The organism is Spirosoma profusum (genome assembly GCF_014699005.1).
Classification (GTDB): Bacteria; Bacteroidota; Bacteroidia; order Cytophagales; family Spirosomataceae; genus Spirosoma; species Spirosoma profusum.
In genome coordinates, this window is record NZ_JACWZY010000018.1 from 52525 (window position 1) to 66943 (window position 14419).

The 14419-nt window shown below is 47.9% G+C and carries 12 protein-coding genes; 8 read left to right on the forward strand and 4 right to left on the reverse strand.

Going from position 1 to position 14419, the window contains the following annotated elements; genetic code table 11:
- Positions 1 to 27: 27 nt before the first annotated feature.
- Together IC229_RS19935 and IC229_RS19940 are read left to right on the forward strand one after the other, a co-directional pair.
- On the forward strand, positions 28 to 3621 hold the full coding sequence (locus IC229_RS19935; protein ID WP_190888773.1) for a SusC/RagA family TonB-linked outer membrane protein: 3594 nt from the start codon (positions 28 to 30) through the stop codon (positions 3619 to 3621).
- A gap of 17 nt (positions 3622 to 3638) precedes the next feature.
- On the forward strand, positions 3639 to 5072 hold the full coding sequence (locus IC229_RS19940; protein ID WP_190888774.1) for a RagB/SusD family nutrient uptake outer membrane protein: 1434 nt from the start codon (positions 3639 to 3641) through the stop codon (positions 5070 to 5072).
- 73 nt (positions 5073 to 5145) lie between these two features.
- On the opposite strand, the gene IC229_RS19945 is transcribed toward IC229_RS19940, so the two are convergent.
- A complete protein-coding gene (locus tag IC229_RS19945; RefSeq protein WP_190888775.1) occupies positions 5146 to 6090 on the reverse strand; it encodes a bestrophin family protein in 945 nt (314 codons plus the stop codon).
- 141 nt (positions 6091 to 6231) lie between these two features.
- Between IC229_RS19945 and IC229_RS19950 the strand changes: the two genes are divergently transcribed.
- Positions 6232 to 7530, forward strand: coding sequence for a type IX secretion system plug protein (locus IC229_RS19950; protein WP_190888776.1), 1299 nt, complete (start codon positions 6232 to 6234; stop codon positions 7528 to 7530).
- Between the two features lie 102 nt (positions 7531 to 7632).
- On the opposite strand, the gene ychF is transcribed toward IC229_RS19950, so the two are convergent.
- Positions 7633 to 8733, reverse strand: coding sequence for a redox-regulated ATPase YchF (ychF, locus tag IC229_RS19955; RefSeq protein ID WP_190888777.1), 1101 nt, complete (start codon positions 8731 to 8733; stop codon positions 7633 to 7635).
- Between the two features lie 8 nt (positions 8734 to 8741).
- On the opposite strand from ychF, the gene IC229_RS19960 reads away from it, so the two are divergent.
- Positions 8742 to 8999, forward strand: coding sequence for a hypothetical protein (locus IC229_RS19960; RefSeq protein WP_190888778.1), 258 nt, complete (start codon positions 8742 to 8744; stop codon positions 8997 to 8999).
- 7 nt (positions 9000 to 9006) lie between these two features.
- Here IC229_RS19960 and IC229_RS19965 read toward each other — a convergent pair whose 3' ends face one another.
- The gene (locus tag IC229_RS19965; protein ID WP_190888779.1) at positions 9007 to 9333 is read right to left on the reverse strand and encodes a DUF3276 family protein; all 327 of its coding nucleotides are present in this window, start codon (positions 9331 to 9333) and stop codon (positions 9007 to 9009) included.
- 273 nt (positions 9334 to 9606) lie between these two features.
- Here IC229_RS19965 and IC229_RS19970 point away from each other — a divergent pair, with 273 nt between their 5' ends.
- The 4 genes from IC229_RS19970 to IC229_RS19985 all read left to right on the forward strand — a co-directional run bounded on the left by IC229_RS19970 (position 9607) and on the right by IC229_RS19985 (position 12555).
- Positions 9607 to 10035, forward strand: a complete 429-nt coding sequence (locus IC229_RS19970) for a septal ring lytic transglycosylase RlpA family protein (protein ID WP_190888780.1) — start codon at positions 9607 to 9609, stop codon at positions 10033 to 10035.
- Positions 10036 to 10233: 198 nt separating this feature from the next.
- Entirely contained in the window at positions 10234 to 11145 is a 912-nt protein-coding gene (locus IC229_RS19975; RefSeq protein WP_190888781.1) for a DUF58 domain-containing protein, read from the forward strand.
- Positions 11146 to 11221: 76 nt separating this feature from the next.
- Positions 11222 to 11983, forward strand: coding sequence for a type I methionyl aminopeptidase (map, locus tag IC229_RS19980; protein WP_190888782.1), 762 nt, complete (start codon positions 11222 to 11224; stop codon positions 11981 to 11983).
- Entirely contained in the window at positions 11974 to 12555 is a 582-nt protein-coding gene (locus IC229_RS19985) for a hypothetical protein (protein ID WP_223834091.1), read from the forward strand. The genes map and IC229_RS19985 overlap by 10 nt, the downstream gene beginning before the upstream one ends.
- A 226-nt stretch (positions 12556 to 12781) precedes the next feature.
- Here IC229_RS19985 and IC229_RS19990 read toward each other — a convergent pair whose 3' ends face one another.
- Positions 12782 to 14260, reverse strand: coding sequence for a TlpA family protein disulfide reductase (locus IC229_RS19990; protein ID WP_190888783.1), 1479 nt, complete (start codon positions 14258 to 14260; stop codon positions 12782 to 12784).
- Positions 14261 to 14419 lie beyond the last annotated feature (159 nt).

The following is a 14419-nucleotide window of genomic DNA, read 5'->3' on the forward strand; positions in this document are numbered from 1 at the left end:
TTAACGAATACTACAATAAAACCCCTCATGATGTACGCTATACGTATTTTTCGTTTTGGACTGGTGGTTCTGCCGCTGTTAGGAGGGCACCCCAGTCTGGCGCAGTTTCTGGCTGTGGCCAAAGCGCACCCCCGAATGGCCTATCAGACATCTTCGGCTCAAATGCTCCAGTTACGGGACGTATTGAGTCAGTTGAAAACCCGTTATCAAGTCGATATTTTATTTGAAGATCGATTGGTGAGCGATCATCTGGTGAGCCCGGCAATGATAGATCCGAGTGTTTCGCTGGAAAAAAATCTGACGAAAGTCCTTAAGCCACAGGGGCTACGTTATGCAAAAGTGAAAACAGGTGTGTACGTAGTGCTGTCGGCGAACAAAACACAGAAGCTAACGCTGCTGGAAGGTGCCAGTACGTTGCCAACCCCCGTTGGAGCCGAACCACTCGAAACCGCTACGTTAAACCAGATGGCTTCGCGAGAGATGCAAACGACGGTTGACCAGACCATTAGCGGGCGCGTTACCGATGGTGCAAACGGCAGTGGATTACCCGGTGTAAGCGTCGTGGTTAAAGGCACAACTCGTGGTACAACCACCGATTCAGATGGTAACTTCCGGGTTAGCGTTCCCGACCAATCGGCCAATCTGACGCTGGTGTTTTCATTCATTGGTTACGCTACGCAGGAAGTTGTGGTAGGTAATCGGACCACGGTGAACGTAACACTCGCTGGCGACAATAAAACGCTGGATGAAATTGTGGTAGTTGGGTATGGTCAGCAAAATCGTCGTGATCTGACCGGTTCGATTTCTTCGTTAAAGGCGCAGACGATTAAAGATCAGCCCGTTACGAACGTAGTAGAAGGCCTGACCGGACGGATGCCGGGCGTAGTGATTCAGCAGAATACGGGCGCTCCCGGTAATGCGCCTTCCATCAAAGTACGTGGGTTGGGTTCGATCAGTGCTGGTAATGGGCCGTTGATCGTCATTGATGGGCAGCCGCTGAATTCCGGTAGTTTAACGAATGCCGGTGGTTTGAACCAACTCAATCCCAACGATATTGACAAAATCGACATCCTGAAAGATGCCTCAGCAACGGCAATCTACGGGTCGCGTGGAGCGAACGGCGTTGTCATGGTAACGACCAAGCGCGGCAAATCGGGGCAGAGTCGGATTAATTTCGATTATTATACCGGTACGCAGCAGGTTAGCAAAAAAATGAACCTGCTCAATTCGCAGCAATTTGCCGAATTTGTGAAAGATGGGTTCAATGCGGCTTATCTCGAACGGGTTCCGGGTTCTTCGATCAACGATCCGAACAGTGCTCGGGCAGCTGGTCAGCGGTATCGGTATCCGAGAGGGGAGTTTGCCGGGGTAAACTTCGACGATCCGAATAGTCTGGCTTATTACGATTATCAGGACATGATTTTCCAGAAAGCGCCTATTAGTAACTACCAACTTTCGGCATCGGGCGGATCTGAGAAGGTGCAATATTTTGTGTCGGGAAATTACCTGAAACAGGATGGAATTATTAAGCGGTCGGGCATCAATCGGTATACAGTACGTACCAATATTGACGCTCAATTATCGTCCAAGTTAAAAGTTGGGGTGAATTTCAGCCCGTCGTACATGGATGAAAACCGGACTGCTACCGACGGTCACTGGGCGAGTAACGGCATTATTAATGCGGCCCTGTCGCTGCCGCCGTTTATTCCGATTTATCAGGCTGATGGCATTACGTATAATTCACAGGCGTTTTACGCGGCTCCCTACGATTGGCCTGGTATTACTAACCCCGTTGCGAACATCACGGAAGCCGATAACAAGGTAAGCCAGCTCCGTTTGCTGGGTAACGCGTATGCTGAGTTTGCGATCTGGAAAACACTACGTTATCGTGGAACAATTGGCGCCGATCTGAACTACCTCCGCCAGAATCAGTATCAGACTTCGGCCATGCCGCTCAACCAGCTTTTGCCCCCGAACGTATCGACTGGTTCGGCTTATACGTCGCAGAATATCAACTGGGTAACGAACCACACGCTGAATTATACGCACGACATCGGTACTGAACATCATCTGGATGCCCTGATCGGTATGGAAGCCCAAAATAACGATTTTCAGGAAAGCCGTGTCAACGCCAATAACTTCCCGAATGACTTGGTACGTACCATTAGTGCTGGAACGATTATTACAGGCACAGCGCCACAGCTAAGTACATCAGGTCAGACGACCTGGTCGCTGGCTTCGTATTTTGCCCGCGTTACGTATAATTTCAAAGATCGTTACCTGTTCAATGCGTCGGTTCGGCGTGATGGCTCGTCGCGTTTTGGTATGACGAGCCGTTTCGGTACGTTTCCCTCGGCTTCGGTTGGCTGGCGTGTGAGCGAAGAATCGTTTATGAAATCGGTTCCGGCTGTTTCTGAACTGAAAGTACGGGCCAGCTACGGTTTGTCGGGGAACAATGCCTTCCAGAATAGCGATGGTACGCCAAATAACTATCCGGCTATTGGCGTGTTAAGCAAAGATAACTACGTATTGGGCAATGGATTGGCGAATGGTTTGGCAACTACCAGTATTAGTAATGAACGACTGAGCTGGGAAAAAAGCCGCCAGACCGACGTTGGCGTTGATCTGGGATTATTCCAGAATCGGATTTTCCTGACTGTCGATTATTATCAACGTATCACTACCGATTTGCTGCTTTCGGTGCAGGTGCCTTCGTTAACAGGTTTCACTTCGGCAGTACGTAACATCGGGCAGGTCGAAAACAAAGGCTGGGAATTTGCGCTGTCGACTCGGAATCTTGAGGCATCGGGTACAAAAGGCTTTGGCTGGACAACCGACCTGAACCTGTCGTTTAACCGGAACAAAGTACTCGCACTCGGCCCCACGGGCGACCCTATCCGGAGTGGAACGGGCGTAGGCGAAACCAACATTTCGGTAATCGGCCAGCCCTTAGGTAGCTTTTATGGCTACCAGCAATTGGGCGTTTTCCGCGATCAGGCGGAACTGGACAGTTATCCGCACTGGGCCGATAGCCGCCCCGGTGATGTTAAGTATGCTGACATCAATAACGATGGGAAAATTACCGCCGACGACCGGACGCTTATTGGTAACAACCAACCCAATTTCACCTATGGAATCACCAATTCGTTCTCGTTCAAAGGTTTCGATCTGAACGTAGTGATTCAGGGCGTGCAGGGCGGCAAAATCCTGAACCTGTCGCGTCGTTTCTACGAAAATCTGGAAGGGAACGCCAATCAGTTGAGCACGATTCTTACCCGCTGGCGGTCGCCACAAGACCCCGGCGACGGAACAACACCCCGCGCCAACTCACGCACAACGGGTAGCAACAACGTAGTATCGACTCGCTGGGTTGAAGATGGCTCGTATTTCCGCATCCGAAACATTACGTTAGGCTATAACGTACCGAACACGCTGACGCAGAAAATAAAAGTGCAGTCGGTACGTATCTACGCCGGTGTGCAGAACCCGGTCACTGTTTCGAAATATCTGGGCTATAACCCCGAAGTGAGTGGCTACGAAGGTCCTCTGACAGGTGGTGTCGACTATGGTTCGTATCCGCTGGCACGTACCTACACGATTGGTTTAAATCTGGGCTTCTAATCTTTCTCTCGATTCTCATGAAACGTATTCATATTCTTGTTGGGTTAGTGGCGCTAAGCCTGACTGCCTGTAAAGAAAAATTTCTGGACTTAAATCCAATCTCGGCGGTTGGTACTACGTCCTTCTATAAGTCGCAGTCCGACGTATTGACGGCGCTGAATGGTGCTTACGGAGCGCTTCAATCCAACGGGCAATACGGTCAGTTTTACGTAGTGTCTGAAATTCCTTCCGACGATACGCGCCCGGTGTTGTCGGGCTCGGTTACGGATCAGGACGAATTCGACAAATTTTACATTCGAACGACAAATCCTTATACATTAGGCCGCTGGAACGATGGCTATCGGGGAATTTATCGCTGCAACGCCATTATTGAGCGCGCTGGTGGCGTTCCGATGAATGAAACTTTGAAGGCTCGTATCATTGGCGAAGCGAAATTTCTGCGGGCGTTGATGTATTTCAACATGGTACGTGTTTTCGGCGACGTACCACTCGTACTGACCGAAATCACCGATCCATTGCAAGGGTACGATTATGCGCGCGCCCCAGTGGCGGATGTGTATACCCAGATTGTAAAAGATCTGGCCGATGCAGAGGCTTCTTTGTCAGTCAGTTACACCGGCACCGATGTAGGCCGCGCGACGAGAGGTGCCGCCAAAAGCTTGTTAGGGAAGGTGTATCTGACTCAAAAGAAATACGCCGAAGCGGCTACAAAACTGAAAGAAGTGGTTGACGCCAATACGTATTCGCTGCTGCCGAGCTACGCTGATTTGTTTAAAGCGGCCAATAAAAACAATAAGGAATCGATATTTGAGGTGCAGTACAAAAAAGGCAATTTGGGTGAAGGGAGCCCATTTGCCAATGCCTACGCGCCCGAAAACTCCGGCAATGCGGTGATCCAGTTTGGGGGCGGAGGCAACAACCAGCCAACAACCGATCTGGTAAACAGCTACGAAGCCAACGACCCACGCAGAGCTGTATCGATGGCAACCAGTTACACGAATAGCAGCGGTGTGCGAGTGGATTACAATTACATCCGCAAATACCTCGACCCACCAACTGTGGTTAATGATGCGGATGATAACTGGTACGTATTACGCTACGCCGACGTACTGCTGATGTATGCCGAAGCCCTAAACGAAACGGCAAAAACCGCCGAAGCCCTGCCGTATCTGAATCAGATTCGCAAACGGGTTGGACTGGCTGATAAAGCCGTTACGTCGCAGGCCGATATGCGGTTGGCGATTGAACAGGAACGTCGTATAGAGCTGGCCTTTGAGGGACATCGCTGGTTCGATCTGGTACGTACCAGTCGCGCTTTGCCGGTTTTGCAGGCCAAAGCAACAGCCATCGGTATCAAAACGGCGCTGAGCGAAAACCTGCTGGTATTTCCAATTCCACAGAGCCAGATCGACATCAATCCGGGTAAGATAAAGCAAAACCCTGGGTATTAAGGGAGTTGATAGTTATAAAATTGCAGGGTTGTAAAGTTGTTGATGTGTCAGCCAACTTTACAACCCTGCAATTTTATAACTCATTTTTAAAGCCTCTCCTGGGGCCTTCGACGGATTCGGCTTTCTCGAGAGTGAGCATGTGGTCGAAGGACTGGGTGACGGTTTTATGGATGCCCTTGCAGATGGTATCTAGCGGAAGGTCGTTTTCGTCGGTGCCAAAAGGGTTCTCAATTTCTTCGGCAATTACTTCCAGACTGGCCAGTACGTAGAACACGAAAATTACCAGCGGAATCACCAGATAGTGAAGATTTGATACGTAGCCGATCGGTAACGTAAGACAGTACATGACGATGAATTTCTTGATGAACGAACTATAAGAAAACGGAATTGGCGTGTTCTTGATACGTTCGCAGGCGCCACAAACGTCCATCAGCGATTGAACTTCATCGTTCAGAATAATCAGATGTTCGGGAAGCAGGATTTTCTGACGTTGCAACTCATGGATCTTCCCAAAAATAGCGAGTGCTATTTGTTGGGGGACGTGTTCGTTCATGCGCAGACTACTCTTTTCAAACGTAGCGGTTTCTGTAAACTCGCGTTCAATGTCATTTGAGCGGAGGTGGTTTTTGAGCGCAAACGCAAAATTGGGAATCATAGCCCGAAAAAACGCCCTGGCTTCTGCCTGAGTTGGATCAAGTAGTTGATCTAGTTTCAGGGCCATGTTGCGGGTATTATTGACCAGACTTCCCCATAATTTTCGCCCTTCCCACCAACGGTCGTACGCTGTGTTGGTTCGAAATACGAGCAGCATCGAAATCACGAAACTCAGCAGCGTGTGCATGAGCGAAAAGTTTTTCAGATGCGGATTTTCGCTCAAGCCCATCAACTCGATGATGTGAACAATAATGAATGAGTAAACAGCGATGCCCAGCAGCGCGGGTGTTAACTGGCGAACGGTGTCGGCCCGGTTGAACGTAAGGATAAACCGAATCCACTCTTTCGGGTTGTAATTGACCATAGACGTTGGGTTGAGTATGCTGTCGGCAAAAATAGCAACGTTTCGTTTGTATCACTTGTATACTTGCGTTGATTCCACTACGTTAGCTTTAATACGTTAATAATAACTTTGCTAACAGCAAAGCTTTAAAAATCTGATTTCATGCAGGCTTCTGCCCGATTAGTCGCTTTTCTTTTTTTCTGGACAATCGCTACGTTCGTTACGGCGCAACAGATTCAGACTATCGACCACATTTACGATCCGAGGGTGCAGACGGTGCTGCTGTTTCCACAACTCAACGCGAATCCAAACGATCCAACTCGTACGTTAAACCCGCCCATCGTTTCGCTGGATGAACAGGTGCCGCTCCAGCTCGAATTCGACGAGTTATCGGCCAATTATCGTTCATTCCGGGCCAAACTTATTCACTGTAATTCTGATTGGCAAAAGTCGGTGCTGAATGACATTGAATTCACCTACGAATACAACGACAACCCCCTAACCGAATACCAGATTTCGATAAACACGAAAGTCCCGTATTACCACTATCGGTACACATTACCGCGCGTGAAATTACCGGGGAACTACATTTTGGTAGTTTACGACGAACGAAATCGGAACAACATCACGTTCACCCGGCGATTCATGACGTATCAGAACCGGGTGTTAGTATCAGCTCTGGCGCGGTTCTCTGCGGCCCCCGACCGGCAGTTTGTTGACCAGCAAATCGACTTCAATATTAATTACAAAGGCTACCAGGTCATCTCCCCCCAAGACGATTTTAAGGTAGTGATACGTCAGAACTACCGCGACGATCGAGTGATTCAAAACCTGCGGCCTACGAATGTACAGGCGTTTGATCAGGTGCTGGATTATCGACTGATTGACCTGAGTAATACCATGCCGGGGAGTAATGAATTTCGGTTTTTCGATACGCGAACGATACTTTCCCGCGCTAACTACATCGAACGTATTGACCGCCCCGCCGATCATAACATTGCTTATGTGCAGTCGGATCAGCCACGTGCCCGAGGAGCTTATCTACAAAGCGATGATTTCAATGGTCAATACGTTATCGACCACCGCGAAACCGGCGACGGTGCTACGTATGGCGATTACATTGAAACGGTGTTTACGCTACGTACTCCCGAAATACCAAACGTAGCGGTTTACGTGAACGGCGCCTTCAATTTCTGGCAACTGAACGACCGCAATCGAATGACGTACGATCCAATTCTAAACGCCTACCGGACTTCGGTTATGCTGAAACAGGGCGTTTATAATTACGACTACGTAGTGCAGACAACCGGCTCGCCACCGAAAGTGGATGAGTATTACATTGAGGGAAGCTATTCTTCCACCGAAAATGATTACGAAGTATTTATCTATCATCGCCCACCCGCTTCCCGCGCCGACCAATTGATCTCGTATCGACGTATCGGGTTGAACAAACGGAGGTAAAGATTGTCTCAGGTTTCAAGTTCAAAGTTCCATGTTGGCTGACGCGTTCGCAAACTCGTACGTGAACCAACATGGAACCTGAAACATTTAATCTGGGACAGCCTACGCACTGTGCAGGAATTCCATAATATCGCCGTCCTGTACGACGTATTCTTTACCTTCAACGGCCAATTTTCCGGCTTCCCGAACGGCGGATTCGGTTTTGAACTGCTGGAAGTCCGGTAATTTCATGACCTGTGCCCGAATGAATTTCTTCTCGAAATCGGAGTGGATGACACCTGCGGCTTGTGGCGCTTTCCAGCCCCGATGGATTGTCCAGGCACGTACCTCTTTAACACCCGCCGTGAAATACGTAATGAGTCCCAGCAGCTTGTAGGATGCTTTGATGAGTTTGCTCAAACCTGATTCAGTCAGGCCGTATTCGCCCAGAAATAGCTCGCGCTCGTCGGGGTCTTCCATCTCGGCAATCTGCGATTCGATGCTGGCGCTGATCACGATCACTTCAGCACCTTCGTCTTTCACCGCTTCCCGAAGTGCATCGGAGTAGGCGTTTCCGTTGGGCAGAGAACCCTCATCGACGTTCGCTACGTAGATAACAGGCTTAACCGTCAGTAACGAAATATCGCCAAGAGCGGCTTCCTGTTCTTCGGGCGATACCTGTACGGTACGTGCACTTTTGCCTGCTTCAAGCGCCGTTTTATAAATCTTCAACGTAGCGAGCTCAGCCTTCGCTTTGGCGTCGCCGACTTGAGCGGCTTTTGCAATCCGCTGGATTTTCTTGTCGACTGATTCCAGATCTTTCAACTGAAGTTCGGCGTCGATGATTTCTTTGTCCGACACCGGATTCACTTTGCCTTCTACGTGAACGATGTTATCGTCTTCGAAGCAACGTATCACGTGGACAATGGCGTCGACCTCGCGGATATTGGCCAGAAACTTATTGCCCAGCCCAGCACCCTGACTAGCGCCTTTCACGAGCCCGGCAATATCTACAAACTCGATAATGGTAGGCACCACTTTTTGCGGTTTCACCAGCCCTTCAAGGGCGTTTAAACGCTCGTCAGGTACGGTTACCACACCAACGTTTGGTTCTATTGTACAGAACGGGTAATTGGCGGCTTCGGCCTTCCCGCTCGAAATGGCATTAAACAGCGTCGATTTGCCCACATTCGGCAAACCCACGATTCCACATTGTAAACCCATAAGATTAAATGCGAAAGAGTGAAAGACCGGGCCGCCGGAGCGGTGAAAGTGTGAATCTGTCGGACGGATTTCGCTCTTTCACCGCTCCGGCGGCCCGGTCTTTCGCTCTTTCACTCTATAGTTTTTCTACAAAAGTACAACCCCAACGGCGGACCACAAAAAAAGCCTTCGGCTCTGCACCGAAGGCAATTGGTGAGTGGGGCGAATGCCCACTGCGTTTAGAAACATGTAGAGAAGTAAAGTCTAGCTCATTCAGTACGTTCTAATGTGTTGTTATTCCCATTTCAATTCGCTGGCGAAATCGTCTTGCTCGTCGCGCTCGCGCTGGCCGAACTGAGCAAAATCCACATCCGGCATCAGTTCCGTTTTCACATGATCCACGGTTTCCTGCAGGGCTTCAACGAACTTATCGAAGTCTTCTTTGTAGAGAAACATTTTGTGTTTCTCATAAATGAATCCTTCTCCCTGCGGGTGTCGTCGGCTTTCGGTAATGGTTAGGTAATAATCGTTGGTTCGGGTTGATTTGACGTCAAAAAAGTAGGTTCGTTTGCCCGCCCGAACGCGTTTTGAATAGATTTTCTCCCGGTCTCTTTCGTCCACAGTTAAATTGGTTTAGCTATTCTGAACCGCTAAAGTACGGGCATTAGTGAAAGTTCAAAAAGAAAGTGTATAAATATATTTTAGGGTAGTTTTTCCTCAAGTAGTTCAGACGTTTGTGGAAGTTATTCTACAGTTTTTCGAATAATTGTTTGGCAATGAGCCTGCTGCGGTTTATATTTGTTTTTCAGGAATTGCACTTTTTGGGGGCGGACAGTATGCATGATGTCAATTGGCATACTCTCCGTTTATTTTTTTCACGTAACCAAGAGCTGTATGAGTTTAATCGTGTCCATTATGTTGTTTTTCGCCAACATAAAACCGGCGGAGGCCCTTCCAGGCCTCATACAGAAAGGCAAAGCGTCTTTTTATTCCAAGAAGTTCAATGGTCGTAAGACCGCTTATGGCGAGCGCGTTAGCGCTGAATCCCTGGCGGGGGCACACCGTCATTTCCCACTCAATACGTTGGTTGAAGTAACGAATCTCGACAACCATCGATCAGTAATTGTACGAATCAATGATAGAGGCCCGTTTTCGAAAGGACGTATCATTGATCTTACACATGCAGCAGCTCAGGCACTTGGCATGGTTTCGAGAGGAATTGCCAACGTATCACTACGTGTAGTTGGCAAAGGACAGGCAATCGCTTTGGCGCCTTTCAACACACCCGCTGATTATCAGCCAATGCTGGAACCCATCCTGTAATCTGCTTGTACAGAATACGACCGCGCACCGTTCGAAATTTCAATGTGCAATTCCTGCCTGAAATGTCGAACGGTGCGCTTTTTGCGTTATGTTCAATGAGTGAAAGAATGAAAGAGCGAAATCGGACCGCCGAAGCGGAACGAATAGCTGCCGCGAAATTATTCACTCTTTCACTCTTTCATACTTTCACTCATTCGCATGAAACAGCCTCTTAATCTTGGTCAGGTACGTTCGTTTGGTAATGTTGAATTTCTGGCTCGTCAACTGGTCGAAGGATTCATTACGGGTCTTCATAAATCGCCGTTTCATGGTTTTTCGGTGGAATTTGCCGAACATCGGCTCTACAATACCGGCGAAACAACGCGGCACATCGACTGGAAAGTTTTCGGCAAAACGGAGAAGCTGTTCGTAAAACGGTACGAAGAAGAAACCAACTTACGATGCCATCTCCTGGTCGATACGTCGTCGTCGATGTACTACCCGGAGGCAAATTATGGGAAGATGACATTCAGCGTGATGGCGGCTGCCTGTCTGGCCTATATGCTTCAGCGTCAGAAAGATGCAGTGAGCCTAACGACCTTCGCTGACGCTATTGATGTGCAGACGCCCGTAAAATCGACGCCGTCACACGTACACAAACTGTTCACGCAATTAGATCTGTTGATGCAGCAACCCAAACCGCTACGTCGGACGGCAGCCGCTGATATTATTCACCAGGTTGCCGAGAAAATCAACAAGCGGTCGCTGGTGGTGATTTTCAGCGATATGTTCGACAATTCCGATAAAGCAGATGCTTTGTTTTCGGCTCTGCAACACCTGCGCCACAACCTGCACGAGGTATTGGTTTTCCACGTAACAGACAAAAAAACCGAAGAAGAATTTGCCTTTGATGAACGCCCCTATGAATTTATCGACCTCGAAACTGGTGAAAAAGTGAAACTCCAGCCGGGGCAGGTTCGCGAAACGTATCAGCAGGCGGTGAAGTCGTATTTTCAGGAATTAAAAATGCGTTGCGGTCAATACAAAATCGATTTCATCGAAGCCGACATTGCCCAAGGTTTCGACCAGATTCTAACCGCTTATCTGGTAAAGCGCACGAAGATGAAGTAGCGGAAGTTGAATTCGTTAAGAAATCGTTTGACTGTTGCCAGTCAACGTATCATCATACAACCAGAACCATAAAGCTATGTCATTGACATCTGAGCAGGACTTGATCGGTATGCAGCAGATTAGTCGAATTGTTGGCTCAACCCTTAAGCGCATGCAACAATATGCCCGACCAGGGATGTCGACTTTTGAATTAGATCAATATGGACAACAGTTGCTGGAGCAACAAGGCGCCCGATCAGCACCAAAGCTCACCTATGGCTTTCCAGGTTGGACGTGTATTAGTTTAAATGAGGAAGTTTGTCACGGTATCCCGTCTGCGAAACGGTTTCTGCAGGAAGGAGATTTAATCAATATTGACGTATCGGCCGAACTCAATGGCTATTGGTCAGACAATGGCGGATCGTTTGTTCTGGGGCAAGATATTCATCAGCATAGTGCTTTAGTGGAAGCCTCAAAGCGAATTCTGGCCAAAGCCATTAGGCACATTCGGAGCGGAGTACAAATAGCTGAGATTGGTCGCATCATTGAAACGGAAGCCAGGCGAAGTGGTTATCGAGTCATCAAGAATCTGGCTGGACACGGCATAGGCCGGAGCCTTCATGAAGAACCGCATGATATTCTATGCTACTATGATCGGTCCAATAAAACTCGTTTTCGAAAGCATTCCGTTGTTGCAATCGAGACGTTTTTATCCACCAAAGCCACGTATGCTCAGGAAAAAGGAGATGGTTGGACACTAATCGCCAAGGATAGTTTTGCCGTGCAGCATGAACAAACGATTGTTGTTACCGATAAACATCCGATTATCCTGACAGCTGCGAACCAACTATGGAATTAAAGCCGCGATTGGCTTGTAAGTTTCTGATAAAAAGGAAGTTGTTAAATGGCCTTAATGAACATTTCCAATTGACAAACAAGTTAATTCTCCTTTGTAATCTCGTTGGGTTTCTTTCCTGTCAACCCGACAATAAATTTACCGGGGTATCTGCCGGGGCTGTTGGTCGGTATATTGTTACGGCCTACATGGAGTCTGGTGACACTCTGTTTTCGTTATTACCAGGCTCGACAGGATATAAGCCTGGAATTAACAAGATTGGGGTTAGTAATTTTACCGTAGAGCTTACTGCTACAGGGCTAGATCAGCTCGCTATGAAAACCACTTATTGGCGAAATAACATCCAATCTACGTTCAGCAAAGAGGTTAGCGTTCAGCTAACCAACAATGATTATAAATTTTCGCTTCCAGAAACCAACACTACTACTTTTTACGAAGGAAGAGTAGGAAGATTTTCAGGGCTTTTTTACGAGCGAGTGGTAGATGGTGGATTCTACATCCCACCGTTAGGTTCCTCAATTCCGCCTACTCCGCCCTCACAAGATATTGTTATTATCGCGCAGCCAGCGAAATGACCAGGAAAAGGAGAATAGTTAGACACTGATTGCCAAGAATAGTTTTGCCGTACAGCAAGAACAAACGATTGTCGTAACTGATCATCCTGACTGCTTCGAATCAGTATGAGATTAACGTATAGATTAGCTGATAATCATCTAATTTATTAGAATAAAAAGGCTACGTATCACTACGTAGCCTTTTTATTCTGGGTTTCGAACGTATCGAATCGCCGAAACTCCACGCTTATTTCTTCACACTCGCTTTCGCATTAGCGGGAGCCGTTGCAGCCTTGGCCGTTGCGTTTTGCCGCTTGTGAAACCCAATAAAATCTTCGATTTGCTCGATAGGAAGCTTGCGGGCAATGATTTTTTTATTCTTGTCGAGGATATACGTAGTAGGTGTAGTCCAGACGTCGTATTTGTGACGATAATCGGTGCGATACGTGAAGTCGTAGCCGTTGATAGCATTCTTCAGTTTAAATTCCTTCACGAACTTCTTCCACTCTTCCGGGCTCTGGTCGATGGCGATGGCCACTACGTCGATACCTTTTCCTTTATACGTATCAGTGAATTTCTGAAGCTTGGGCGCACTCTCGCGGCAGTGTCCGCAGGTAGGGGAGTAGAATACATAAACTGTGTAATCGCTCTTGAGAATCGCCTGAAGATTGAGCGGCCGTTTTAGTGAATCACTCACAACAGGCGTAACCAGTGTTTTACCAACCAGATTGGGTTTCAACGTAGCAACCCGTTCGCCAATGCTTTTCAGCGTCGACGAATCCGAAACGGTCATAACGCCTGTCTTATAATATTTCTCAAACATGTGTACAAACAGACCGTCAGTGCCCATTACTTTAGGTTGTTCGTACTGGCTGGTGATGTAATAGATGGTGTAATACTTCACCTCTTTGTTTTTACCGGCAATGGCTTTATTTACCAGATAATCAGCTTCTTTAATCAGTGAGTCGGGCACCTGAACCGTCAGCTCTTTGATGTACCGCTCGATTTTAGATTGCAAAAGCTGCGTCCGAACGAAGCGCTCATCACCAAAGTCAAAGTCGTCCCAATAATGTTTTTTATAATAATTGAACGTCCATGTCGAATCTGCCCGACCATTAGCCGCTTTAGGCGCAGGCGGAACCTCCGGGTCGGCACTGGCTTTAAACAATTTGACGGCAAACGTAGTGGGGTTTTCTTTCATGAACTGAAGGCGGTAATCATTCGCCTTCTGCTGCAAATCAGCCATTTTTTTGTTCACGAGGGCGGTCGAAGCCGGGTCGTTACGTAGTTTTTTCTCGGCTTGTATAGCCTGCGCTTCATCGTAAAATTTAGCCAGGCCCTGCTGATACGTATAAAATAACTCATTCTCTTTTGAACCGGTTATTTTCATGTTCGCGACGAGGCTGGCCGTGTCAGAATCGAACGCAAACTGCTGATCGTCGGTCATCAAAAACTGAACGTAAGGATTTTTGGTAGGCACCACAACCATGTACAGCCCTTCGGGCAGCGCTTTTTTGCCTTCGAACGTCATATTACCATTGCCGTCGACGCGGGCAGTGTCTTTCGGAATGTACTGCGTTGAGCCAAAATAGTGCGCCAATACACAGGTCGTGTCTTTTATACCTTTAATGTGTCCAGTGATTTTATAGCCGTCGGTGGCGGATTGTGCCCATACATGGGGAGTAAGCAAGCAACCAAGTAGAACCGTCAGGAGGAGATTTTTCATACAAGAGGGTACGTATCTTCGCAAAGTTAAGTATTGTTTGGTGTATAAAGAGCAGAAGAATGAAGGAGCGAAAGAGCGATGGCGCAGAGAATACGCTCTTTCACTCTTTCACTCTTTCATTCTTTCGCTCTTTGTTCATGATTTTCCGTATACAAAACG